Source organism: Deltaproteobacteria bacterium (assembly GCA_018668695.1).
Classification (GTDB): Bacteria; Myxococcota; XYA12-FULL-58-9; order XYA12-FULL-58-9; family JABJBS01; genus JABJBS01.
Window position 1 is genome coordinate 15,158 of record JABJBS010000217.1, and the last position, 24,532, is coordinate 39,689.

Genomic DNA, 24,532 nt, shown 5'->3' on the forward strand with positions numbered 1-24,532 from the left:
ACCGTATTCGAGCTGAAACAAAAAGGGATAAAGCGCAACTGTGAGGAAATTATTACCTAACCAATACGTCGAAGACTGGATCGTTGTGTATCCTTGGCGTAGCAGGTTGGCAGAATAAATGTTGAAAAGTTGGAATGATGTATAAAAAACTAAAAACCTCCCGCTCTTTTTGGACCCTTGGCGCAATGATAACGGCCCTGCTTTTCGGGCAGATGGCCTCGGCTGCGAAATACGATTACAAGGCTTCAGGGATTGAGCACCGAATTTTAGAAGAAACCGGCATTGAACTGTTTGATGGCTACCGCGCACGTCGATGTATCTTAGCGAGTAAAGACGACCATTGTTTGCCCACGGGCTATGTTGAGGCAGTTGAGAATGGCGGCGTTTACATCACGCTTTGGGAAATCGAAGTACTGCTTATGCAAGAGCGGGACGCAGAAGCTGATCGGATGCTTCGCAAGGTCCAACAAGAGCACCCGAAGATGAGTAAGCCTCTGTGGCTTTTGGCAAAGAATCTTTTCTTCAAAGCTGAGCACTTACCTGAAGGTGCCGTGGAAGAACGACGACAGGTACTCGAAGAGGGCACGCAATGGGCTAAGAAGTGTGTGGAGCTTGCGCCAGGCGATATCAACTGTCAGCTACACCTTGGAGTGACCCTTGCTAGGTGGTCGACCAACAATGGCATTATCAAATCAGTTTTCAATGGCCCAGCGGTGAGTGCTGCGTGGGATAAAGCAATCAAGTTGAAAACACACTATCGCTTTCCAAGTGCGAACACTTCCTGGGGAGCTGCAAATTACGGTATGGGGATTTTCAACCGTCTGGTCCCCGATAGCTGGTGGTTCAATCTCTTTTTCGGATTTAGAGGAAGCATCGACCGCTCGATAAATTTTCTGAGAGCAGCAGGTGCTACGAAGGATGACCAGGTCGAACTCTATACGGAACTCTCTGCTGCTTATTACTGTAAGTGGAGTCGTGAGGAATCAGAGTGGGCGAGACGAGAGGGTGATAAAGCAGTGAAGGCGTGCCTCTCTATCAAGCCGCCAGATCGAATCAGCGAAATCAGTCAGGACCATTGTCGCAAATTGAAAGCCAGCCCAAAGATTTCCTGCGGATACAGCAGGGACCGCCAGCAGGAAACCGATATTGAGCGTTTTCGTGAAGAAGCTGAGAACTAGTACTGCTCAGCGAAGAGTTTACGTGCCTTAGCCACCACTTGCTTTAAGCAGCCATCTTCCAACGGTGAAACGAGATCTGCCGAACGCGCAAGCGTTTGGAAGGCGGCTTTACCACCTCGTTTACATAGCTCTACGTAGCTTGCCATAGCCTCATCACGGTCCTCTTCAGCTCGCACCCAAAACTGTAACGCGCAGGTTTGTGCCAGCGTGTAGTCGATGTAGTAAAAAGGCATTAGGTAGATGTGGCGTTGAAGCTGCCAGCGGCGACCTGCTCCAAGAAAATCCAGATCGCCGTAGTCACGCCAAGGCATGTAAAGCTTTTCTACCTCCAACCACATAGCGTGCCGCTCTTCAGGAGTCGCATCAGGGTTTTCGTAGATGCGGTGCTGAAAGTCATCCACAGCCACACCGTAAGGAATAAAAAAGAGGCTTTCGATGAGATGCAGTTTGCGGAATTCTTCCGCCGACTCCTTAAAGAAAAGTTCCATGTGCGGCCAGCAAAGAAATTCAAGACTCATCGAATGAATCTCACATGACTCGTAGGTTGGCCAAAGGTAATCTAGAGGCTGGTGTTTACGACTGCACCAGTTTTGGAATGCGTGACCAATCTCATGAGTAAATACCTCAGCGTCATGCTTGGTTCCGTTGAAGTTGGCGAATACAAATGGAACGCCGATGGATGGAAAGCTTGTGCAAAAACCGCCGCCGGCTTTTCCTTCACGAGTTTCTAAATCGAGATAGCCTTTGTCGGCCATCATTGAGAAGAAATCTCCAAGCTCTGGGTTCATATCGTTGAACATTGTCTTTGCTTGTTCAATCATCCAATCGCCGCCGCCCTTGGGCGTGGGGTTACCAGACTTTGAATGAACCGCTTCATCCCAGTACATGAGTTTTTCTACGCCCAGAGCTTCGCGTTGTTTTTCACGTAACTCCACACAAAGTGGTACGAGATCTTCAACGACTTGCTTCCGAAAGCGCGCGACATCTTCAGCGTTGTAATCAACGCGCTGCATTCGCTCGTAACCCAAGCCAACATAGTCTTTGAAGTTGAGAGCCTTCGCCATTTTGGTTCTTAAGGCAGTGAGTTCGTTGTAGATACCATCGAATTGCTCTTGATTGTCTTCGAAGAACTTCCAACGTTTGGTGACTGCCTCATAACGGAGCTCTCGATTTTCGTGAGTAATGTAGGGCTGTATCCCGGGTAGGTTTACGGTTTTGCCATCGATTTCTATTTCGGCAGACGCCATGAGCTGGATGTATTTGGCTTTCAGCTTTGCTTCTTGAACGAGGTCCTCTTTCACCACAGGATCAAACGTTTTGATATCTGATTCCCATAGTCTAAATGCATGATCCCCAATGGCGCCGGCCATTTCCTGGCGGTGCTCGCTGCCTAGGAGCATCTGCTTCATACCCACTTCTAGATTCGTAAATCCAGGCAGTACTTCGTCGGCAAAGTCTTGCTCGGCTTTGTAGTCTGGGTTTTTGGTATCTTGGGCAAAGTTGAGATGGGTTAGGCTGGTCCAGGTTTCGAGGTTTCGGCGCAATGAATCCCATTGCATGATGCACTGGTGACGGTCTGCTTGAGAGCCTGCTTTGTGGAATAGCTCCTGAATAGCGGCTAGTTTATTGCTCATTTCTTCTAGGGATGGGCGGTCTGCTTGAACATCTTTAAAATCTGGAACCATGGTAATCTCCTTGAATGCGGGAGCAATACCACAGGGGGCCTTAAGGGCCAATGTTCAATGAGCTGTGAAAAGTTGGAGGAGAGGTGGTCTAACCCGCTTGAACGTTAGGTGGGGTGGCTAATTCTCGGTCGATACGGGCCACGGTGCTGGCGACTTCCTCGGCATCCACGGGCCGGGAATAGTAGTAACCCTGGATACAGTCACAACCCATCTGTTTGAGTGGTTCAATTTCGGCTTTTTCTTCAACTCCTTCAGCGACAGAGCGGAGGCCAAGGTTTTGCGCCAGGAGAACGATACTGCGGACCACTTCTTTTTCTTTCGAACAATGATTCATTCTGGAAATAAAGGAGCGGTCGATTTTTAAGGCGCTGATAGGCAGTTGGGTTAGATAACTAAATGACGAATAACCTGTGCCGAAGTCGTCCACATAGAGTTTGATACCCATATCGTTGAGCTCTGAGAATACCCGCATGCTTATGCCCGGGTTTTCCATCAGTGCGCTCTCAGTCAACTCGAGGTTGAGGTGCTTCGCGGTGACGGGGCCGTTGCGAATCAGCTGGGCAATCATCGGGACCAAGTCTGGGTCAACAAGTTGGTGTGTGGCCACATTGGCGTTGACCATGAGGTCATCGGGGACAGTCTTCTGCTCAAGCCATTGGTTGAGGTCTGCGCAACATTTCTCAAGCACCCAACGCCCAAGCGGCAGCACCAAGCCACTGGATTCAGCGGCTGGGATAAATTGACTAGGCGATACAAGTCCGAGCGTTGGATGAGACCAGCGAACCAAAGCTTCGAGGCCAACCACCCGTGCTTGTGCAAGGTCCACCACAGGCTGATACTGTAAGAAGAGTTCGTCTCTACCGATGGCCTGAGGTAAGTCGTTCATGAGCCTGTGGGATCCGAGTACCTCGGTACGCATGGAGCGGTTGAACATCAACACACGGTTATTACTTCGGTTCCCTGATTTAGCTTGGAAGAGGGCAGTTTGGCCGTCTCTAAGAAGAGCTCCTGCTTCGGTCTCACCCTCTTCACTTAAAGCGATACCAACGGTTGCACTGAGGTTGATGGTTTCTCGCGGCAGTCTGAATGGGTGACGTGCGAGTTCCTCAACCTCTCGACCGAGAGCCATCATCGCGCCTTCGCCCGGCGAGCCGCTTCGAACAATTGCAAAATCATCGACGCCAATGCGCGCGAGAGTATCTGTGGGTTGTAAGCACCTTCGAAGCCTTGTGGCCCAAGTGACAAGAAGTTGATCACCGAATTGATGCCCGAACCTTTCATTGATGCTGCGAAATCGATTCACATCGACCAAGAGAATACCGATGTGTTCGTCATGCTGACATGCGAGCAGTGACCTTGTGATTCGATCTAGCAGGAGGGTTCGGTTTGGCAGCTGCGTGAGCCGGTCGTAGAAAAGTCCAAATGTGAGTTGGTCTTCGAGTCGTTTTCTATCACCAGAATCGGTTACGAGAATATGGGTTCCTCGGTTGCCATGCAGTTCATAATCGCTCATGTCTAATGTCACGGCGAGATGCTGTCCATCACCGCGAAGCAATACAGATTCTACCTGACTTTTATCGAGGCCATCGTTAAGAGGCTCAAAGTCTCCGAAGAGCGGTACAAAAGCATCAGGCGCAAAGAAGTTGGCCATGGGGCGCCCAACCATTTGTTGGGGGCTTTTTAGCGCAAGCATTTTGGCAACAGATTCATTCGCTTCAAATATACTGCCGGCTTCATCAACGAGGAGAATACCGTAAGGCGCATTTTGAAAAATACTCTCGAATTGCCGTTCGCGTGCAGAGTTGACATGCGTGCGGGTAAGGCTAACAAGACGCGCTGCCAATTCACTGCGGTCGGTATCGGGTCCGAACACATGCGAATAGCCTGCCTCAATGGCTGCGATTTTTACTTCGACATTATCGTCTGCGCAGACAATGAGCATCGGGATGTCATTTTCACGGCACAATCCTGCGATTTTACTGAGTGTTTCAATGGCTTCACCACGTTGAAGATGAATGCCAACGGCACTGGGTCTGCTATGAACGAGGTGTGCTGAAATGGCTGCCGGACCATCGCAAATGATGCCGTGGCATGTGTCAGGAGTTGCCCTTTTCTCAATGTCGTTGATGAGATCCCTGAGTTCTCCAGAGAGTACGACCGTTCGCTCGCTTGGCCTTTCATTCATTGGACTAACAACCTCCAACCATTTATTTTCAATGGCTTCATTGCTTGGTAACCGCCCCTCAAGAGGACAGCCTTCAAGCTGACTGAGGGATTCCCCACCCTCGTGCCATCGTTATTAGGACACTTTCTCGACCGTGGGCCAAGCTGAATCCGTGGATTAATTTTTCAAGATCTTACCCCAAGCGTCAAGCAGCACTTCACAATGCTTGTAGGTAGGTGCGGTCTGGTGGTGATACAATATTCTATGGTTGACAAAACCAGTTCATGACTGAGAAGTAAGGCCATCTACTTACTACTGATTGGGGGCTCTAAATGAATCATAATCTGTTTGGCCTAATGCACACGCCATACCGTCGACGAGATTTTCTCAAGCAATTATCAGCATTTACCCTCACGACCGGTTTTTCTGGTTCAATGCTAAGCGGATGTGGTGGTGTAGCAGTAGACGATGCTTCCGGCCTGATTCTACCAAGTGGTGAACCGATAGCGATTCCGTTCGACTCATCCATACCGTGGTGGCTACAAGGAAACTTTGCGCCCGTTGCTAATGAAACCGAAGCATTTGATCTTCCTGTTCAAGGAGCAATCCCCGACACGCTCAACGGACTCTACGTACGTAACGGCTCCAACCCGCAGGCCGCAGATTCATCGCACTGGTTTTTTGGTGATGGAATGCTTCACGGCGTCCGTTTAGAAAACGGGAAAGCAGTCTCGTATCGCAATCGCTATATTCAAACAGATAAATACCTTGATGGTGACTCTGGGGGACCTCCTACCGGCGGAAACAATTCTTCGAATGTGAGCGCAATCTACCACGGAGGTAAACTTCTGACTTCCGGGGAAATTGGATTGCCGTTCGAAATTAATGTGTCGGACTTATCCACCGTTGGCGTGACGAATTTTGATAACTCGATTCAAACTTCGTTTACGGCGCATCCAAAGATCCATCCGGCCACCGGCAACCTTCATTTCTTTGGCTATTGGTTTGCAGAGCCTTACCTAACTTACCATGTGGCAGATCCCACGGGTAAGGTGATTCACACACAACCTATCCCGGTTGGTAAACCTACGATGGTCCATTCATTTGCTATCACTGAGCAAGATGTCGTGTTTTGGGAATGTCCGGTTGTCTTTGACCTTGCAGCAGCAGCAGCCGGAGCGGATAACCCATTTCAGTGGCAACCTGAATATGGGGCCCGGGTGGGAATTATGCCTCTAGGAGGTATGGCATCTGAAATTCGTTGGAAAGAAATCGATCCTTGTTTTGTGTTTCACGAAGTGAATGCTTTTAGGCAGGGCGATGATGTAGTGGTAGACCTTTGCAAGTACAGCACCATGTTCCAGGGTGGAGCGAGTTTGGGCGGGTCGGGCGAAAGTTCACTGTCTCGATGGACGATTGGCACGGGGGGCGACGAGTTGTCGTTTTCTGAGCAGATTATCACGAGAGCGTCTTTAGAGCTTCCCGCTCACGACCGTCGTTTTTCCGGAAGAAAGAATCAGCATGGTTGGCTTCTCGAAATGAGAGACGACCCAAATACTGTCGATTTCGCAGGTATTACCCATGTTGAGATGGATTCGGGGAATATCTCAACATGGGACCCAGGTTTAAACAATCACGCAAACGAACCCTTTTTCGTCCCCGATGGAGAGGGTGAGGGTGAGGGTTGGCTGCTCACCTATGTATTTAATCACTCAAGCAACAAAAGTTACCTAGCGATTCTAAATGCTTTAGATGTGGCGTCGGGCCCGGTCGCGAGTGTTGAACTGCCTCAGCGGGTTCCCTTTGGCTTTCACGGAGTCTGGGTGCCCAATAGCTAACTCATGCGACTTGAACGAGTTGTCGTTCGACGAGCTTGTTGTAGATTCCGCCTTGTTCAAGAAGCTGCGCGTGCGTTCCTTCTTCTTCTACTCTGCCACGATTAATCACAAGAACCCGGTCAGCGCCCTGCACGGTAGAGAGCCTGTGGGCTATGACCAGCGTTGTTCTATTCTCCATCAAACGCTCAAGTGCCTCTTTGACAAGGAATTCGCTTTCCGTATCCAAGGCACTGGTGGCTTCGTCCAGAATGAGAATCTTAGGGTTCTTCAAGACGGCCCTGGCGATAGCGATGCGCTGTTTTTGTCCGCCACTGAGTTGAACGCCGCGCTCACCCACTTGAGTGTCCATGCCTTCTGGAAAGTCTTCGACGAACTCAAGAGCGTTGGCGATGCGGGCAGCTTCTTTGATTTCGTCGTCGCTTGCATTTGTTCGAGCGTAACGGATGTTTTGAGAAATGGATGCGCTAAACAAAATAGGTTCTTGTGCCACAACACCGATTTGTTCACGAAGCCAGCCTGCCTCGAGTTCTAGGAGCGGGGTATCATCGAGAGAGATAGCGCCGGATACAGGGTCATAAAGCCGCGAAATAAGTGCAGCGATGGTAGACTTACCTGAGCCCGATGGCCCAACCAAAGCGATACGCTCGCCTGGCGATACGCTCAGGTTGATATCATGAAGTACAGTAATGTCGGGTCGTGTTGGATAAGCAAAAGAGACGTCTCGAAATGATATTTTACCTTCGGGGCTTGGAAGAGTGCGCCCTGAGCCGCGGGGAATGCTGGTCACTCTCTCCATAAGGCTAAATACACGTTCACTTGCACCGGCAGCGCGCATAAAGTTGGCATAGATGCTTGCGAGTACACCGAGTGCGCCAGAAACAATCAGTGTGTAGAGAATAAAAGAAATAAGCTCGCCAACGCTCATTGAGTTGTCTAGAACAAGCCGGCCGCCATACCAAAGAACAACGGCGATGGAGGCATATCCCGCGAAGGAAGTTGCACCCATAAAAATAGCTACGGCTTTACTGCGTGTTTTACTCAGTAAGAAGGCATCTTCTACTTGTTCGGAATAGCTATCTACTTCCCTCGGCTCGCGATTGAATGTGCGTACGGTTCGGATGCCTGAAAAGGTCTCTTCAGCAACTTCGCCGGCTTTAGCCAAGGCATCTTGGCTCTTACGTGACAGCTTGCGAACAAGGCGACCGACATAAAGGCCTCCAACGGTAACCGGAGGAACCACAAGAAGCATAATCGAGGTTAACTGCGGAGAGGTATAAATGAGAAGCCCAACACCGCCGATAGCGGCGCTACCAAAGCGAAGCGCCATAGAGATATTTACGCTGACAGTATTTTGAAGAATCTGTGTATCAGAGGCGAGGCGGTTGGTGAGTTCCCCGGTTTTCCTATCGTCGAAGAATCCAATCTCTTGTTCAACAATGGATTCGAAGAGGTGCTTGCGAAGCTGGGTGACAATACGCTCTCCCGTGACGGTGAAAAGGTAAGAGCGAAAGGCTGTGGCGATTCCCTGGATGGCGAAGACTGCAAGCATTCCGACAGCCGCGATATCGACCATATCGGTGTTTTTCGAGCCGAGTGCCTCATCCATAATGATCCGGATCCCTTGGGGGTAAGCCAGACCCATGGCACTGCTGATCAGCAAGAAAATGGTGCCAACCAGGAGCGGTTTCCACTCGGGTTTTGCTAGGCCAAGAATCCTCTTGAGCATCGCTGAGCTGGGCAATTTCTTATCGTTTTCGGATTCTTTCATGGTCACCCTAAGATGGGCAATTTCGAGAATATTGCAACCTATACACCCTAATTACAGTCAGATAGCTGGAATCATTAGAGATCTGACGCGCTGCACGATGAGGCGAAATTTTGACGAATGGGGTTGTTGGCAAGGATTTGCCGTTGTAAGGAGGGCCCGCTTTCCACTTACACGTGGTATTTACGAAGTTTTCATAGGAGAGAAATATGGCGGCGACTATCGAAAAAGTTCTGGTTATTGGCATGGGCAAAGTAGGCAGCCTAGTTGGCACCTTACTTCACGAGACGGGTTTTCAAGTAACCGGTATGGACGCCGCGGAACCTCAGGGACTTGCCTTCAGTGTTATCAAAGGCGATGTAAAAAATCCGGAATCTTTGGGAGCGTCTTTAAAAGAAGTCGACGCCGTTGTTTCTTGCTTACCCTATGATTTGAATATCAATGTGGCGCATGCAGCTCATGCAGCCGGTATTCACTATTTCGACCTTACCGAAGATGTTCCAACGACCAAGGCAATTCTTGAGCTTAGTGAAACCTCTAAGGGCTTGATGGCGCCGCAGTGCGGGTTGGCTCCAGGCTTTATCGGTATCGTTGGTTCACACCTCACGAAAGCATTCACCAAGATTCGCGCAATCAACCTTCGCGTAGGTGCACTGCCACAAAACCCAACGGGTCTTTTGGGGTATGCGTTTAACTGGTCTCCAGCGGGTGTTGTTAACGAATACCTTAATGACTGCGAAGTGATTAAAGACGGCAAGATTATGGCTGTCCCTGCGATGGAAGATAACGAAACAATCTTCATCAATGGTTTGCACCTTGAAGCTTTCACCACATCTGGTGGACTTGGAACCATGTGCGAAACTTACGAAGGTAAAGTAGACGAGCTAAACTACAAGACCATGCGTTACCCAGGTCACTGCGACCTCATGCGCTTTTTCTTCCAAGAACTTCACATGAAAAATGACCGTGAAGCATCGGGCCAGATTTTGGTCAATGCCAAGCCTCCGGTAAATGACGATGTGGTCTATGTGCATGCAGCTGTTGAAGGCTGGAAAGACGACGAGCTTTGCCGTGACGAATTTGTTGAAGCGTATTACCCAATCGAAGTGGGTGATAAAGTATGGCGAGCGATTTCTTGGACAACTGCAGCATCGGTATGCGCAGTGGTAGAAATGGTTAAGAACGGTACTTTGCCATCACAAGGTTTCTTGAAGCAGGAAGATATTCCGTTTGATAAGTTTCTCGAAACACAAAACGGCGCACTCTACACCGTTTAAGTTCTTCTATCGATAAGCTCGGGCGGTTCTCGCCCGGGCAACGATTTCCCTATTATGATTGATGTGTGATTTTCCAGGCGCGGTGCACGTGATTGTTGCGTGCAAAGTCTTCTGGCTTGGTCTGGTGCGTGATCTCTTCGAAGTTGAGATTGGGCAGGGCATCGCTGTCGAGCTTAAAGCCGCGGCGATTGTTTGAGAAAATCAGGGTGCCGCCAGGCTTTAGGTGGTTGGCAGTGAGTTCCAGAAGATTCACGTGGTCTCTTTGAATATCAAAGGTGGAGTCCATCTTCTTCGAGTTGGAGAATGTAGGTGGATCTAAGAAGATGAGGTCATAGAGGTCATTGGTTTGATAGAGCCAGTCGATACAATCGGCACGTACAAAGCGGTGGTGACGCCCCAGGAGGTTGTTGACACGTAGGTTGTCTTCGCCCCAGTCCAAATAGGTATTGGACATATCCACTGTGGTGGTAGACCGCGCTCCGCCAGCTGCTGCGTAAACGGTTGCACTGCCGGTGTAAGCGAAGAGATTTAAGAAATCCTTGCCTTGGGCCATATCGCGAATCATCGCGCGTGCGTTGCGGTGGTCTAGGAAAATACCGGTATCCAAATAGTCGGTAAAGTTGACCAGGAAGGTGAGGTCATTTTCTAGGATACGGTCACGTTGACCATGCTCTGCATTTTTCTCGTACTGATTGGTGCCGCGCTGACGTTCTCTCGTTTTGACATGGAGGTTATCAGGATCAAGCCCTAAGCTTTCAACCATGAAGCGGCCAGTGCCTTGTACCATTTCAATGCGGCGTTTTTGTGCTTTGTGGTCATCGATAATTGCGGGAGGTGCATATTCTTGGAGGTGGACATTGTCTCCATAGATATCAATCGCCGCTGCATATTCAGGCAGATCTTTGTCGTAGAGGCGATAGGCTTCAACTTTATTTTTCTTCGCCCACTTTTTAAGACGCTTAAGGTTTTTGTTGAGACGATTCACAAGCATCTGCGGACCTTCAGCCAGCGGTTGCTCGGTATCTCTTGCCAGCACTTCGGGCCGTGTTTCCCGAAGCGTGCGCTTGGCATCAATCTTAAATTGCAAAAGCTCGCACCTGAGTTTGCCGTTGTTTACAACATTGCGACGGTGGGCTTTGAGGCCTAGGCGCGTGGCGAGTTCTTTGTTGCTGGTAATGATTGATGCGTTCCAGCCAGTGAAGTGGGTCTTCATTTGCTGGCCAAGTTCTGCGTAGAGGTGCTCAAGCTCTTCGGTGACGCCCAGTCGCTCTCCGTAAGGAGGGTTGACGATAACGAGGCCGGTCTCGGCTTTGTCTTGTAGGCCGCGAAAATCTTGAAAGCGCTGCTGGGATACTTGAATTTTACCGGACAACCCGGCGCGCTCGATATTACGCTGGGCAACATTCACAGCTCTTCCATCAGAGTCGATACCAAAGATGGTTGGGATTTTATCGATGCCTTTGTCGCGGCGGCGCAGTGCTTCTTCTTGAAGCTCTTGCCAAGCTTTTGCATCGTGGCCTTTCCAGCCAATAAAGCCGAAGTATTTGCGGCCTAAGTTGGGAGCGATGTCGCCGGCCATGAGTGCGCCTTCAATCAGGAAGGTTCCCGAGCCGCACATGGGATCAAAGAGTTGTCCTTCTTGAAGAAGCTTTCCCCATTCGGCACGCCAGAGCATGGCTGCGGCCAAGGTTTCTTTAAGAGGAGCAAAGCTTCCTTCGATGCGGTAACCGCGGCGGTGGAGGCTGCGGCCCGCGAGGTCGATGCCAAATGTGACTTCATCGGAAATGAGGCTTGCGTGAATGGATACATCGGGCTCTTCAAGTTCTATCGAGGGGCGTTCGCCCGCCTCATCTCGAATCTGGTCAACGATGGCGTCTTTGATTTTCAGCGCCGCGAAGTGGCTGTGGTCGATTTTTGACTTTCGAACCATGCAGTGAACCGCCATGGTTTGAAAAGAGTCCATATGGTCCAGCCAGTTGATGTTTTTGGCTGCGTCATAGAGCTCTTCGCCGGTTGCCGCGGGAAAGGTTCCCAGAGGCATCCACACCCGATTGGCCAGACGTGACCATAGGCAGACCCGGTATGCATCTTCGAGGGTTCCCTCAAAGGTTACAGAGCCTCCGGTTTGTTTAACGCCCTGGAGGCCGAGGTCTTCTAGTTCGCTTGCAAGCCAAGCAAGCAGATCTCTTTGGGAGGTGGCATGAAAAGTATGAATCGTCATCGTGCGGCCCCGATAGCGGCCTAAGCTCCCGTCGTCAATGTACTTTAGTCACAACCGGTGGTTTTGTTGTTATTAATTGTTCGGTTGTCTGAGTAGGAGATTTGCCAAGGGTTTTGGCCGAAAACTTCCTCAACGAGACAGAGGTTTGGGTTGTAAGTGATATCGAGAGTGCCTGCTTGCATAAGGTCTGGAACCCAAAATTTATTCAAACTAGGATTGTAGCCAATCTTCAGGGTGTTGGTTACCTGCAAAAGTCTTTCCATCGAGACCTCCAGCAATTCCTCATTTTCATGATATGTACAATCTTGGCCGACGCAGAACTGATAACGCTCGACTCTGAGGCTCTCTCCTATAACTCTTAAATTATCAAGGTTGAGTCTGCTTAGTCCGTCCACCCATCCCAGCCCTGCTGGAGATTGGGGAACAACTGTAACTGACCCAGTCACCTGGTAGATCTGGTCAAAGCTATAATTTGCAACAGCACAGAAATCGCAGCTCCAATAGTAGGCTTGAATTGTTAAATTACCGTCGATCACGTTGCAGTTTTCGATATCATTATTAGATCCACTGGTAACTAGAAAGTCACCCTCGCATACAGTGCTCTCGCAATTTGGGCAGCCGTGAAACAAATCTGTAGTAACCCCGTTGCTGTATGAACCTTCATCGCACTCTTCATAGTCTTCATCGATGGTGTTGTCTCCACAATAATGGGTAACTCCATTTTGATTTTGGCAATTTGAATTACAAACAGTGCATGACTGAAGACCATAGGCACAAGCTTCAAGCTGTGTGTTTCCGTCGTCGCAAGTTTCGTACGCGTTATCCGTGGCGCCATCACCGCAATAATGGGTAATGCCGTCTTGCTCCTGGCAGGTAGAGTTACACACCCGGCATGACTCCAGGCCATAGTCACACTCTTCTGTCTCTGTATCACCTTCATCACAGTTTTCGTGGTTAGAGTCGATCAATGTGTCTCCACAATAGCTGGTTTCACCAGAGACCCATTCACAACTAGGATTGCATACGCTACAGGATTCAAGTCCATATTCGCAGATCTCAAGCTCTAAGTTTCCATCATCACAAGCTTCGTAGCCGGCGTCTGTATTCCCATCGCCGCAGTAACTGATCGAGCCCTCAAAGTACTGGCATTGTTCATTGCATAATGAACAGCTTTGTTCTCCATAGGCGCATTCAGTGGTGAAGGTGCCCGACAATTCGCACTGTTCCCCATTATCTGTATCAACCCAACCATCTCCACAATAACTGGTTGTCCCTGCTTCTAATATGCATTCTGGTGAACACACTTCACATGACTGTTCGTTGTAGTTACATGCCAGGCTTAAAGTATTGCCATCATCGCATGCTTCATTGGCGCTTTGATTTGTTAGCGAGTCACCACATTCGGCGGGTGTACAGTCCACGTCGCATTCGGCACTTTCGCCTGATGCGTCGCAGCTCTCACCAGCAGATTGGTTCGTGTTGCCATCGCCGCAGAAGCTAAACGTGCAGTCATCGTCACAGGATTCAGACTCTCCTGCATCATCACAAAGTTCAAAAACCGGATCGAATTTACTATTGATTTCTTCGAACCGCTGAAAACCATCTCCGCAAAAAGCATTTCTACAGTCTGTCAGACATGCGTCGTTATTACTTAGGTTTCCATCATCACACTCTTCCTGACCTCGCTGCACACCGTCGCCGCAAACGTTTTCTCCGCAAACTCCTAAATTACAAACCAGTTCGCCGCCGCATTCGTAGTCGAAACCGCAGTCATCGCCTTCTTGAAGGTCAAAGCATTCTAAAGCGCCATTGCATTGTTGGACGCCGCATTCATCGGCTGGGTCTTCTCCAGCTGGAATGGCTGCACAAACTCCGTTGTCGTTAGAACCGCCAGTTAACGCGGCTGAGCATGCTGAACAAATACCGTCACAAGCAGACTCACAACACACGCCGTCTACGCAAAAACCACTGGCGCACATTTGTTCATCGGAGCATAGGCTTCCATTGGTTTCTTGAGGAACACATTCTTCGTCCAGGCAATAAAATCCATCTGCGCAGGGCGTTTCTTCTGAACATGCAGGGTCAATGGTTGAAGGGTCGCTTGAGTCTGCTGCGTCACTTGCGTCAATTACGTCACTCGCATCTGCCGCATCACTCAAAGTTCCAGGCACGTTTTCATCATCACCGAACACCACACAACCCGAAATGAGTAAAACGAGACAAGTGGTGGAACAGAAATTTAAAACGCTATGCATATGTTTCATCGTATGATTCTCCAGTAACCAGGTCGATGCGTTTGAATCGGTTGTTGCTTCATCCAAAGACGGTGGGTCGCTGGCCTGAGGCCCGAAACCGGGGGAGAGTCGATAATGAGACACTTCGCGATGGGGTCCTGCTTAATCAGTGGCATCCCATTGGTCAATGCGCAGGGCACTGATTTGGTGACTCTTTTTGGTTTTTCGAACGCGCGGATGAGCGTGAAAACTCTTAAAGATCTTGGGCACCAAGGACTATCAACATGCATCTTAAAGCCAGCCTTGGTTTCGATACCAGTTTAAGGTCTCAGTAACTCCCTCAATCAGAGAAGTCTTCGCTTGAAACCCCAGTTCTTTTTGAATGCGCGAAGAGGAACAAATCCAATATGGCTGTTTACCGTCACGCCATTTGTCGCGGGTCACTAAGGTAGAGCGGCCGGTGACCCGTGAACGCAGCTCGTTCAAGGCACCTCCCCAGTAAATCAGGCCGGAAGGAACCCTTACAGTTAAGAGGCGCTTGCGTTTGGCTCCTCCGTCGATAGCGCTTCGAATGGCATAACCAAAATTTTTCCAAGTGTGTTGGTCACCGTCATCCACATAATAAAGACTGCCAGTCGCTTGATTTCCCTCTAGGCAAAGACGGATTGCACGGGCGCAATCTGGTCCATAGATGATGCTCATGGCCTTTCCAGGCGGTTTCAGGAGTAATCCTTTTTGTATGCCTTGGAAGACTTTAAGCATCTTGGAATCCCGGGGCCCATAGACGACAGGGGGGCGAATGATGGTGAGTTGTAGCTGGTTTTCGATGCTTCTACACACCGACTCCGCTTCAAGTTTGCTGCGACCATAATGAGACACTGGATTGGCAAGGTCGGTTTCGGTCCGAGGAACCGGTTTTTTTAAGGGTCCTGCGGCCGAGATGGAAGAGATGAGAATGAATCTTTTAGGTGCTTGTTTCGTTTTGCGAATAGATTGAATCAGCTCTTGAGTGGTGTGGGTGTTCTGGTGGTAAAAGTCGGTGGTTCGCTTTACTTTTCCCCCGCCCGCAGCATGAATCACCGCGTCGATGGTATCCAGATGAGGCATGATACTCTTGTGATCGTGCAGGTCAGCGGTCACGCATTGCGTTCGCTCTAAGCTTGCGAGGTATTGAGTATCTGAACTTGGTCGCACCAGAGCTCGAATCCGATGGCCGTTGGCAACAAGCTCTTGGGCAATGTGACTGCCTAGAAATCCTGTGGCTCCTGTAATCAAAACGTGCACCGTTTAAGCCCCCTTAGATGCGAACGTAGTGAAAGCTTATCTCGTAAAGATGCCGGGCACTTAGATCAATTTGGCTCAGCGGTAGCATTACTTTATGACCCATGTGCGCCATTATTTTGGTGCTGAGTCATTGTGGTGGGTGGCCCAAGCCAGCTGTCGTTTCATAAAATCGATATAAAACAGTGGTTTATGAGTTCATTTTGGATTTTCGGAACTGGCATAGAATGTGCTGATTTAAGAACACATGGGTTTTCAATGAAAGAAGACTCAACGATCGGAGTGGGTATGTCAGCGTTGGTACAAATCGAAAGTGTTCGGGAAAAGCGAAAGAATTCTCTCCAAGAGAGTGAAACTTTTGGCAGTTTCGACCGAATCATCGAAGGCTGGTACTGGCTCATCCCTTCGCACAAAGTCAAAAAGGGTAAAATCAAGCCGGTCAACACGATGGGGCGCGAGCTGGTTGTGTTTCGAGGCGATGACGGTGTGGTCCGCATTATGGATGCGTACTGCCCTCACATGGGCGCTCATTTGGCAGAAGGTAAAGTCGACGGCAATGGCGTACGCTGCTTTTTTCATCATTGGAAACTCAGCGAAGAAGGTAAGGTTGTAGATATACCCTGTCAGAAACATCCTGTTCGCGCAGGTGTTCGCACATGGCCAGCCGAAGAGAAATACGGAATGGTCTGGATTTATACGGGCGAAACTCCCAAGCATCCGGTGCCTTATATTCCTGAGCTTAAAGATGAAGAGGAAGATTTTGCTTTTGGGAATGCATTTGAAAAAGGCTGCCATCCGAATATCGTGATGGTCAATGCTATCGATGAGCAGCATTTTCACTCCGTACACCCCATGGCATCGTCTCTGGCAGACGGCCTTCATTTTGATATTTCGTCTTACAACGACAATTGCCAAATATTCGACAATAACAAGCCTGTTCCGAAAACGAGCCTGATCAACCGATTTCTGAGTCGATTTTATGAAGGTCCGCTCACTTACCGTATGGTCTATTGGAATGGTTCAACAGGCTCTGTAACCATTGGTCCGGATATGTTGCACTTTCATATCATCTTTGCGCTGCGCCCATCGGCACGAGGAACCGCTGAAGGGCAAACACTCTTAGTAACGAAAAAACGTTCCGGAGTTTTGGGATGGGTAGCCAACCGTATGTTGTTGTGGGTGACAAAAGTAGTTGGCAATTACTTTGCAAAAGGGGACACTCAGGTGTTTCAAACAATTCGGTGGAATTTCAAAACACCGATTAAAGCCGACCGACCGATTTTGGCATTCTCGAAGCACTTAACGGGGCAGAGTACTGTACCGTGGGGCTCGTGGGATGGCGATGTTGACAATAATGCGGTGTTCAACGGCAAAGGAGCTGAGGCATGAAAGCGATGTTTGCAAAAACAGTCTCTGCGAAAAGTATTGGTGAATCAGAACGACAGACCATGTACGGACTCATGCAGCAGTATTATGAGTGCATGGCGTGGGACCGGTTCAATAAAGACCTCGATGACAAAGATGACGTCATTCTTTTAATGGACAAAGAGACGGGAACCATCAAAGGTTTTTCTACGCTTAAGAATATCGAGATAAAAATTGGTAAGAGTAAGGCGTTTGGGGTCTTCAGTGGCGACACGGTTGTTGACCGTGCTTTTTGGGGCCAGCGCGTTTTAGGTAAAGCATTCTTACGCTACCTGTTTTTACAGAAAGCCCGGCGGCCTTTCACTCCATTTTACTGGATTTTAATCAGCAAGGGTTACAAAACTTACCTTCTTCTCGCCAATAACTTCAGTGAGCACTATCCTCGATATGAGCAAGAAACGCCTCGGGATGCGCAATCCCTGATGGACCGTTTTGCCAATAGCCTATTTGGTGATGCGTACAATGGCGACACCGGCCTGATTCACTTTAAAGAGTCGCTTGGGCAGCTACGTGAAGGTATTGCTGATGTACCGACCGGCACATCTTTTCAGAACCCCCGTATTGCATATTTCGCAAAACAAAACCCAACCTGGGCAGATGGATCTGAACTCATGTGCATTGCACGCATGACCTGGTCCATGCCGCTGTATTATGTCTGTAAGTCATGGTGGAAATTGATGGCACGACCATTCCTTAAGCGTGCCGCATTGAAGTCGAAAAATCTTCCTGAGATTGCGGGATGAAGAAGGTCCTAATTACGGGCTGCTCATCTGGTGTGGGACGAATGCTGGTTCGCCCATTTCTTGAGAATGGGTGGTCTGTTGTGGCGACGATGCGGCGAGCCGCTGAGCGACAAGACCTTTTTAAACAAGAGTTAAGTGACTACCCCAAAAGTCTTGTGATTAAGAACTTAGACGTTATCTCACAAGAAGACCGCTCCATGATGGCCTCTTATATTCAAGAAGGCGGAATCGATTGCTTGGTTAACAATGCGGGGTTTGCGCTTTTTGGCGCCCTTGAAGACTACAGTGAAGCTCAAATCCGCAATCAATTGGAAGTAAATTTAACGGCTCCGATCCTTTTAACGAGGGCCTTTCTGCCGGCTCTGCGTCTTAAAAAAGGACGGGTGATTAACGTCTCGTCCATGATGGCATTTACGAGCTTTCCGCTCTCGTCCGTCTATTGCGCATCTAAATCTGGTCTAAGCATATGGTCGGAGGCTATGCGCCATGAACTCGCCGAGCTTGGCGTGTCGGTGCATGTGGTAGAACCGGGCGGTTTTCGTACCAACTTTGGAAGCAATATTGAATGGGGTACCGGTGATGTAAGCGATTATCGCACCTGGACCCAAGGGTACCATCGGTTGCATGATCAACTTAGTGAAGGAACAGGTAAGGCACCAGCGCCCGTAGTCAACCGAATTCTAAGTATTGCTAAGGGCGAGAGCAGAGCGCTTCGATACCGAGCAGGTCTTGATGCATTCATGACCGCCCTGATGAATTGGCTGATTCCGGAGAACATTCGTCTCTTTGTGATGGGGCGCCTGTTTAAGAAGGTGTTTACTCGGAGTTGAACTATGGGTGATGTAACCCTCGATAGCATCTTAGAGATGCAAAATAGCGATGCTGAGAGTCGTTTACATACGGTGCTGGGAGCTGGTCTAAAAAAGCTTCTCGGTGACCGTGCGCGTGACCCTGCACCGGTTCCTCTCTGGCTTCCCAACTATTTCAATCTCGACAAGACCAAGGCTTTTAAAAATGCCAGTGAAGAGCAACGCGCCCACATTATCAGTGGCTCAAGTCAGGCTCTCTTGGAGGAAGCACTTTACATAGAGCAAAGTGGAATGGCCTATGCCGCGAAGATGTCTATCATGGCCGACACAATCGAAGAGCGTATGCTCTATGGACTTTTCGCTGCCGACGAGACGACGCACTACCATCAGGTAAGGCAGTTTTTGCCAGAACAGGGACGAAGCTGCGAGCCAAGTGAATTTCACTCCTTACTGACAAGCTTGATTCAAGAAGGCGATAGGGAAAGTTTGGTCTTCGTGATTCAGGTTGTCCTTGAGGGATGGGGCCTGACTCACTACCGCTCTTTGGCCCAAGGGTGCCAAAGCGAAGAATTTACCGAAGTTCTAAAAAGCATCCTACGAGATGAGGCCCGCCATCACGGCAGTGGTGTGATTTTGTGCCGGGAACGCGGTTTGCCTGATGCTAGCCGGGACTACGTGAATCAGATTCTTACAACCTTCCTTTATATGGTTCAGCTCGGTCCGCAGTCGGTGTTAAGCGCAGTGGAGCAGGCAACAGGCGGACTGACACGAAGCCAAAAGCTCGAACTTTTCAATGAGCTTGATGGTACAGGACAAAGCCAGGAGCGCTTGAACCTTCTTAAGGGCTTAATGCAAGAAGACGGTTTCACACATGTCGCGGATTATCTGGAATCCAAGGGAAGTTTCAAGGCGATGCGTGCGGAGGATTGCATATGAGAACTCTTCCCGCGGCCGTTCCTGCGCTAAGCGAGGATAAAAAAACGTCCAAGAAAATCGCTATCAACCACAAACGAAACAAGAAACAAGATCATACTGAGCTTTTGGACCAATGCGCGAAAGACTTCAGGTACGAAGACTGTAAAGATGAATATTGGAACCCTGAGGAATTTTCACTTCTTTATGCAACGCCACTTTGGATTGAGGCAGACGAAGGGCAAAGGGTCCTCTTGAATCAGTTGTTTTGGGTTGCCTACTATTCGCAAATCATCTCGGCCGAGGTTGCCACAATCTTCTTTAATCAGACGAGTGCCGCCGGAATGTATGCTCTAGAAGGGTTTCGCGATGTTTGCGATATGCTCGACTTGGAATCGGCTCAGGAGCGGGCGCACATCAACGCATTTAAAACTGTATCCGACCAGTTCGAAGAGGCCGTGTTCGGTGAGCGAGTATTTTCTTGGGAGATGCGCGGACCTTACGCTCAGACTATGATTTTCCCTGATTCGAATAAGCTAAAGGATTGGTGGAAGTCGCTGCAACTGCGAACCTTCGGCTTACTCTCGGCGGGCAATGCCTTTATCGCCTCTCAATATTTTACTGTTCGAGGCATGCGAACGCTCAATGGGAAAATGGTTCAGCAAAAGCTGAGTCTTTATTATCAACGGCATCCGGACCAAGAAAATGCGCCCTTGCCGTCGGCAATCAGCTACTACCATTTCATGGATGAGTCGTTCCATTTCAACAGCTCATGTATTTTAGGTCACGATTTAATAGGCTCTCTGCCAAAGCCAACCGCGTTTGAGCGGATGGTCGGCAATAAAGGTATTCGAGGGTGTCAATTTGACCATCGAAATTTTTCCGCCGTAGTGAAAGGTTTGTTTTGGTATGAGCCAGCGACTTTCGAGGCAGTTTATAAAGTATTACGCAGTGATATTTTCAAAATGGAAGATGTTGAAGCTCGTCACATGATGTACCGATGCTTTGGTGAGGAAAACGATGGAAACACCGCTTCCTTTGACGTGCTTAAAACCGCAGCAGACTCTTACGAGAAGTTCCTCGATCCTCTCGATTACGTTTCGGATCGAAACAGAAAAATGCAGGTTATGCGCGACACAACACTGGAAGGTTATCTTTCCACCAACCGAAGGGCTCTATCCCGGTTTAGAGGTATGAACGCATGAGTGAACATAAAGTCACATTCCAAGATACTTCCTACGAGCCGCAGATGGTCTCGGAGGGAATGAGCTTATCCGAAGAATTAGATGCCTCGAACTCTCCATTGCTCTTTGGGTGTCGTACTGGAATTTGCGGAACGTGTATTGTTGAAATCGAGGGGGATCTACCGCCCCCAGGTGAAGATGAGCAGGAAATTCTAGAAATATATGCTGAAGATAACCCGAAGGCACGCTTGGCTTGTCAGGTGGATATGACGTGCTCCGTACATATTCGTCCTTTGGAAGAATAATGCTCTAGGAGGAGCAAATGGATTTTCGTGATTTCTGGTATGTGGTTGCCGAGAGCCGAGAATTAAAGCAGGGCGACGTGCTCGCTCGAAAGCTTATGGGTGAATGGCTCGCAGTGTTTCGGGATGAAGACGGCAAACCAGCCGCGGTTCAAGACAGGTGTAAGCACCGTGCGGCACAGCTCTCGCTTGGCAGTGTTGAAAACGGTTGTTTGCGGTGCCCTTATCATGGCTGGACGTACGATAAAGAAGGCGAAGTCGTGGAAGTTCCCTCTGAAGGCGAGAACTTCAAGCGCGCAAAGAGTCGTCGTGTTCAAAAATATTCCACGATGGAAAAGGACGACTACGTTTATGTTCGCCTGCAAGACGGCGAGCATGCCTGTGATGAACCGTTTAAAATGCGTCATTACGGCGAAGAGGGTTGGCATACAGTACGGCTTATCAACCGGTTCCAGAATAACGTTACCAACTGTGTTGAGAACTTCATCGATATTCCCCATACCGTTTATGTGCATCCCGGAATTTTTCGAAATGAGCGTCGCCAAAAAATAGATGTCGAAGTGACTCGAAAAGAAGGCTGGGTGAAGGCCATCTATAAAAACGAAACGGATAACCTCGGCTGGTTCAGTAAGTTACTCAACCCGGATGGCTCAGAGATTGTTCACACCGATGAATTCTTTATGCCGAATGTTAGCTGCGTGGAGTATATCTTCGGGCCGAAGCGGCACTTTATTATTACCTCGCAATCTATTCCGTTAGAAGACGACGAAACACTCGTCTACACAGACCTCACCTACAACTATGGTATATGGAATAAACTTGCCGCACCGATTGTGCGTTGGCAGGGCCAGGCCATTATCAATCAAGACATCGAAGCATTGGCCAATCAGATGGAAGTCATCAAGAAATACGGTTCAAAATTTGCCAATACGCCAGCAGACACCATTCACGTTTATGTTGAGACCATTCAGCGCGAACTAGAACGTGGTAAAGACCCTCGCAAACTTCCTGAGAAGTGTGTCGAGGTTACGATGCTAGTTTAGGTCCATATGATGGAGCTCTTAACGACAATAGACCCTGGTACGTGGGCTCTCTTCATCTCATTTTGGGCCCTTGTGATAGCAACGGCCGCGGTGTCCGGCGGGGCATCTATCTTTTTTCAGCGCAAAAAAGACGATTGGATTCTCGATGGAATAAGTCTGTTGGTTCAAGGCGCGCTGATTCCACTCTTACAAGTTTTTTTGGTCGCCACGTGGTTAACCAAATTCGCTCCAACATCAGCAGGTAGCTTAGAAGTCCAGCCTGTTCTAGCATTTGGACTGTGCTTTGTGGGTGTGGATTATCTATATTATTGGAATCATCGAATCCTTCATACAAAACCTCTGTGGCCAGTGCATTTGGTGCATCACACTGCGGGACAAATGGATGTGCTGACGACCTCTCGCAATACAGTCTGGAGCAGCTTGCTGATTGTCTACCTATGGGTCAACGGCACAGTGGTCTACCTCTTGGCTGATCCCGCCCCCTATGTGGCTGCAATTACTCTTACCGCCGTTTTGGACTTATGGAGACATTCGCCGTTGCAGCCTAAGGGGCCCGTGGAGAAAATATTAGGCAGTGTTCTTATTCTTCCTCGCGACCATGCTTGGCACCACTCTCAAGATATTTTCGATGTTAATTTCGGGGCCAATTTAAACCTTTGGGACAAGCTACACAGGACGTGGCACCCGGCGGATACCGCGCCCCAAGAGCTTGGCGTTAAAACAAATATTTCCCTGGTTTCCAGGTTACTGTGGCCATTTCAATGACATTAGCAGGTAAACTCATTACTTTTTTCCCCGGCCTTCACGCACTTTTGGTGCTAGGAGCAGGCGGTTATTTTATTGTGGTTCCCAATTGGTTGAGCGCGCTCTTGATTCCATTGGCCATCTATATCTTCCCGTTGATTTGCTACCATCTGCATCAAATGGTTGCGCCAATTGTTGAAGGTGAGTCAACTATCATCGGCACGTATTCCCCATGGTACGGAAGTCACATGATTCAGCTCGTATTCATAGGTTTCCCATCGTGCGAGAGATTCTTACGCCTCTTTCCTGGCGTATTCTCTGTTTGGCTTAGGCTTTGGGGAAGTAAGGTGGGTAAATCGGTCTACTACACTCCTCATTTAGAACTCGCGGACCGTGGACTTCTCGAAATCGGACATGGCTGTGTATTCGGTTATAACGTTAAAATTGCAGGTCACTATATTTCTCCGAGCAAGGAGAAGGGCCTAAAGCTTTACGTGCGAAGAGTGGTTATTGAAGATGGCGGTTTCGTTGGCGCGGCCAGCCGTTTAGCCCCTGGTGTCGTTGTTAAATCAGGAGCTTTGGTAAAAGCCACGGTGGATGTGTATCCGGATACGGTGGTTGAGAAGAAGTCTTCATGAGAAGGCTGCTCTTTTATGTACTGCGATGGATGGCTTGGCCTTTTGCCCGGCGGTTTCGCGGCGCTCTTGAAAATCCCCGTGGTGCTCAAGCGAATGTATTGGCCGCGATTACCGCTGAACTTCGACAAACAGATTATGGGAAACATTTGGGCGTGGAGACGACCGAGGATTTTCGGAAGAAAGTCCCCGTTGTTGACTATGATGACTTAGCGCCGTGGATTGAGAAGCAAAAGAAGTTCGAATCAGGCGCACTCATTGCAACCAAGGTTCTCTTCTACGAAAAAACTTCCGGTAGTACAGGCCCAGCAAAATATATACCTTATACAAAGGCTCTGCGAACAAGCTTTACCAGAATGTTCCTTGTTTGGGCTTATGATGTGGTTGCCCGAGGACCAGGGATTGGTTCTGGGAAGTTGTACTTTTCGGTATCGCCATCTTTCGACGAAGAGAAAAGCACCGAAAGCGGTGTGGCTGTTGGTATGGATGATGATGCTGAGTATTTAGGCGGAATTTGGCGGCACTTAATGTCGCCTTTTTTTCTTTCGCCGGTGGGTCTTGGACGAGTGCGTGACCCAGAAGTGTTTAAGCGAAAGTTAAGTGAAGCGCTCTTGTCATGTGAGGACCTTGAGTCGGTTTCGATTTGGAATCCCTCTTTCCTGACGGTTATTTTAGACTTCATCGAAGACAACGCTGTGTGTCTCGCTGAATCGGTGGGAAGTAAAATGAGCCCTGAGCGACGGGCGGCGCTCGAAAACAAACCGATTGATTGGCAAAAGATTTGGCCGAACCTTAAATTTATTTCAGCCTGGTCCGATGCGAATGCGAGGCCACTGGCGGAAAAGCTCCAAGAAAAGATGCCCCACGCGCTGGTTCAGGGAAAAGGCTTATTGGCCACAGAGGCGCCCATGACGATCCCCATGATTGGAGTGCAGGGCGGTGTACCTCTTGTGAACGAGGTCTTTTTGGAGTTTCAAAATGAGGCGGGAGATTTGTTGGCGGTAGACGAGCTAGAGTTAGGCGAGTCTTACAGTCTTGTTGTCTCACAACGCGGCGGGGTGGTACGGTACCGTATGGGCGATCAGGGTGAGG

19 protein-coding genes are annotated in these 24,532 nt (G+C 49.2%); 13 read left to right on the forward strand and 6 right to left on the reverse strand.

Annotation, left to right across the window (positions count from 1 at the left end; all coding sequences use genetic code 11):
- The first annotated feature begins 134 nt into the window (after positions 1-134).
- Positions 135-1,178: a hypothetical protein gene (locus tag HOK28_11525; protein MBT6433716.1), complete on the forward strand. Its 1,044-nt coding sequence runs from the start codon at positions 135-137 to the stop codon at positions 1,176-1,178.
- Here the strand turns inward: HOK28_11525 and HOK28_11530 are convergent.
- Both HOK28_11530 and HOK28_11535 read right to left on the reverse strand, forming a co-directional pair.
- Positions 1,175-2,863, reverse strand: a complete 1,689-nt coding sequence (locus tag HOK28_11530; protein ID MBT6433717.1) for a M3 family oligoendopeptidase — start codon at positions 2,861-2,863, stop codon at positions 1,175-1,177. The two genes, HOK28_11525 and HOK28_11530, sit on opposite strands and share 4 nt — an antisense overlap.
- A gap of 88 nt (positions 2,864-2,951) precedes the next feature.
- Positions 2,952-5,048, reverse strand: coding sequence for an EAL domain-containing protein (locus HOK28_11535; GenBank protein ID MBT6433718.1), 2,097 nt, complete (start codon positions 5,046-5,048; stop codon positions 2,952-2,954).
- Between the two features lie 311 nt (positions 5,049-5,359).
- Between HOK28_11535 and HOK28_11540 the strand changes: the two genes are divergently transcribed.
- Positions 5,360-6,865 carry a carotenoid oxygenase family protein gene (locus HOK28_11540; GenBank protein ID MBT6433719.1) on the forward strand — a complete coding sequence of 502 codons (1,506 nt, stop codon included), beginning with the start codon at positions 5,360-5,362 and terminating at the stop codon, positions 6,863-6,865.
- Position 6,866: 1 nt separating this feature from the next.
- On the opposite strand, the gene HOK28_11545 is transcribed toward HOK28_11540, so the two are convergent.
- Positions 6,867-8,633, reverse strand: a complete 1,767-nt coding sequence (locus tag HOK28_11545; protein ID MBT6433720.1) for an ATP-binding cassette domain-containing protein — start codon at positions 8,631-8,633, stop codon at positions 6,867-6,869.
- Positions 8,634-8,839: 206 nt separating this feature from the next.
- Between HOK28_11545 and HOK28_11550 the strand changes: the two genes are divergently transcribed.
- Positions 8,840-9,907, forward strand: a complete 1,068-nt coding sequence (locus HOK28_11550) for an L-lysine dehydrogenase (protein ID MBT6433721.1) — start codon at positions 8,840-8,842, stop codon at positions 9,905-9,907.
- A gap of 52 nt (positions 9,908-9,959) precedes the next feature.
- On the opposite strand, the gene rlmKL is transcribed toward HOK28_11550, so the two are convergent.
- From rlmKL to HOK28_11565, 3 genes are all read right to left on the reverse strand, one after another.
- Positions 9,960-12,128, reverse strand: a complete 2,169-nt coding sequence (gene rlmKL / locus HOK28_11555; GenBank protein ID MBT6433722.1) for a bifunctional 23S rRNA (guanine(2069)-N(7))-methyltransferase RlmK/23S rRNA (guanine(2445)-N(2))-methyltransferase RlmL — start codon at positions 12,126-12,128, stop codon at positions 9,960-9,962.
- Positions 12,129-12,172: 44 nt separating this feature from the next.
- On the reverse strand, positions 12,173-14,392 hold the full coding sequence (locus HOK28_11560) for a hypothetical protein (protein ID MBT6433723.1): 2,220 nt from the start codon (positions 14,390-14,392) through the stop codon (positions 12,173-12,175).
- A gap of 261 nt (positions 14,393-14,653) precedes the next feature.
- A complete protein-coding gene (locus tag HOK28_11565; protein MBT6433724.1) occupies positions 14,654-15,646 on the reverse strand; it encodes an NAD-dependent epimerase/dehydratase family protein in 993 nt (330 codons plus the stop codon).
- A gap of 285 nt (positions 15,647-15,931) precedes the next feature.
- On the opposite strand from HOK28_11565, the gene HOK28_11570 reads away from it, so the two are divergent.
- The 10 genes from HOK28_11570 to HOK28_11615 form a co-directional block, all read left to right on the forward strand.
- A complete protein-coding gene (locus tag HOK28_11570; GenBank protein MBT6433725.1) occupies positions 15,932-17,032 on the forward strand; it encodes an aromatic ring-hydroxylating dioxygenase subunit alpha in 1,101 nt (366 codons plus the stop codon).
- Positions 17,029-17,811 (forward strand): hypothetical protein, encoded by a 783-nt coding sequence (locus HOK28_11575; GenBank protein MBT6433726.1) that lies wholly within the window; start codon positions 17,029-17,031, stop codon positions 17,809-17,811. The genes HOK28_11570 and HOK28_11575 overlap by 4 nt, the downstream gene beginning before the upstream one ends.
- Positions 17,808-18,641 carry an SDR family NAD(P)-dependent oxidoreductase gene (locus tag HOK28_11580; protein MBT6433727.1) on the forward strand — a complete coding sequence of 278 codons (834 nt, stop codon included), beginning with the start codon at positions 17,808-17,810 and terminating at the stop codon, positions 18,639-18,641. The genes HOK28_11575 and HOK28_11580 overlap by 4 nt, the downstream gene beginning before the upstream one ends.
- A gap of 3 nt (positions 18,642-18,644) precedes the next feature.
- Complete coding sequence (locus HOK28_11585; GenBank protein ID MBT6433728.1) at positions 18,645-19,556, forward strand: ferritin-like domain-containing protein; 912 nt, start codon at positions 18,645-18,647, stop codon at positions 19,554-19,556.
- A complete protein-coding gene (locus HOK28_11590) occupies positions 19,553-20,737 on the forward strand; it encodes a P-aminobenzoate N-oxygenase AurF (GenBank protein ID MBT6433729.1) in 1,185 nt (394 codons plus the stop codon). The genes HOK28_11585 and HOK28_11590 overlap by 4 nt, the downstream gene beginning before the upstream one ends.
- Complete coding sequence (locus HOK28_11595) at positions 20,734-21,021, forward strand: (2Fe-2S)-binding protein (GenBank protein ID MBT6433730.1); 288 nt, start codon at positions 20,734-20,736, stop codon at positions 21,019-21,021. Before HOK28_11590 ends, HOK28_11595 begins: the two co-directional genes overlap by 4 nt.
- A gap of 17 nt (positions 21,022-21,038) precedes the next feature.
- Positions 21,039-22,061: an aromatic ring-hydroxylating dioxygenase subunit alpha gene (locus HOK28_11600; protein MBT6433731.1), complete on the forward strand. Its 1,023-nt coding sequence runs from the start codon at positions 21,039-21,041 to the stop codon at positions 22,059-22,061.
- A 9-nt stretch (positions 22,062-22,070) separates the two neighbouring features.
- A complete protein-coding gene (locus HOK28_11605) occupies positions 22,071-22,826 on the forward strand; it encodes a sterol desaturase family protein (GenBank protein MBT6433732.1) in 756 nt (251 codons plus the stop codon).
- Positions 22,823-23,443 carry an acyl transferase gene (locus HOK28_11610; GenBank protein ID MBT6433733.1) on the forward strand — a complete coding sequence of 207 codons (621 nt, stop codon included), beginning with the start codon at positions 22,823-22,825 and terminating at the stop codon, positions 23,441-23,443. Before HOK28_11605 ends, HOK28_11610 begins: the two co-directional genes overlap by 4 nt.
- Positions 23,440-24,532: GH3 auxin-responsive promoter (locus tag HOK28_11615; protein ID MBT6433734.1), on the forward strand; the 1,093-nt coding region annotated here is incomplete at its 3' end. The genes HOK28_11610 and HOK28_11615, both read left to right, overlap by 4 nt.

Excerpts from the sequence above, each read along its gene's own strand:
- rlmKL (MBT6433722.1), bottom strand. The coding sequence starts at position 12,128 with ATGACGATTCATACTTTTCATGCCACCTCCCAAAGAGATCTGCTTGCT.
- HOK28_11540 (MBT6433719.1), top strand. The coding sequence starts at position 5,360 with ATGAATCATAATCTGTTTGGCCTAATGCACACGCCATACCGTCGACGA.
- HOK28_11545 (MBT6433720.1), bottom strand. The coding sequence starts at position 8,633 with ATGAAAGAATCCGAAAACGATAAGAAATTGCCCAGCTCAGCGATGCTC.
- HOK28_11535 (MBT6433718.1), bottom strand. The coding sequence starts at position 5,048 with ATGAATGAAAGGCCAAGCGAGCGAACGGTCGTACTCTCTGGAGAACTC.
- HOK28_11605 (MBT6433732.1), top strand. The coding sequence starts at position 22,071 with ATGGAGCTCTTAACGACAATAGACCCTGGTACGTGGGCTCTCTTCATC.
- HOK28_11590 (MBT6433729.1), top strand. The coding sequence starts at position 19,553 with ATGAGAACTCTTCCCGCGGCCGTTCCTGCGCTAAGCGAGGATAAAAAA.
- HOK28_11595 (MBT6433730.1), top strand. The coding sequence starts at position 20,734 with ATGAGTGAACATAAAGTCACATTCCAAGATACTTCCTACGAGCCGCAG.
- HOK28_11530 (MBT6433717.1), bottom strand. The coding sequence starts at position 2,863 with ATGGTTCCAGATTTTAAAGATGTTCAAGCAGACCGCCCATCCCTAGAA.
- HOK28_11560 (MBT6433723.1), bottom strand. The coding sequence starts at position 14,392 with ATGAAACATATGCATAGCGTTTTAAATTTCTGTTCCACCACTTGTCTC.
- HOK28_11600 (MBT6433731.1), top strand. The coding sequence starts at position 21,039 with ATGGATTTTCGTGATTTCTGGTATGTGGTTGCCGAGAGCCGAGAATTA.
- HOK28_11575 (MBT6433726.1), top strand. The coding sequence starts at position 17,029 with ATGAAAGCGATGTTTGCAAAAACAGTCTCTGCGAAAAGTATTGGTGAA.
- HOK28_11580 (MBT6433727.1), top strand. The coding sequence starts at position 17,808 with ATGAAGAAGGTCCTAATTACGGGCTGCTCATCTGGTGTGGGACGAATG.
- HOK28_11585 (MBT6433728.1), top strand. The coding sequence starts at position 18,645 with ATGGGTGATGTAACCCTCGATAGCATCTTAGAGATGCAAAATAGCGAT.
- HOK28_11525 (MBT6433716.1), top strand. The coding sequence starts at position 135 with ATGATGTATAAAAAACTAAAAACCTCCCGCTCTTTTTGGACCCTTGGC.
- HOK28_11610 (MBT6433733.1), top strand. The coding sequence starts at position 22,823 with ATGACATTAGCAGGTAAACTCATTACTTTTTTCCCCGGCCTTCACGCA.
- HOK28_11550 (MBT6433721.1), top strand. The coding sequence starts at position 8,840 with ATGGCGGCGACTATCGAAAAAGTTCTGGTTATTGGCATGGGCAAAGTA.
- HOK28_11570 (MBT6433725.1), top strand. The coding sequence starts at position 15,932 with ATGTCAGCGTTGGTACAAATCGAAAGTGTTCGGGAAAAGCGAAAGAAT.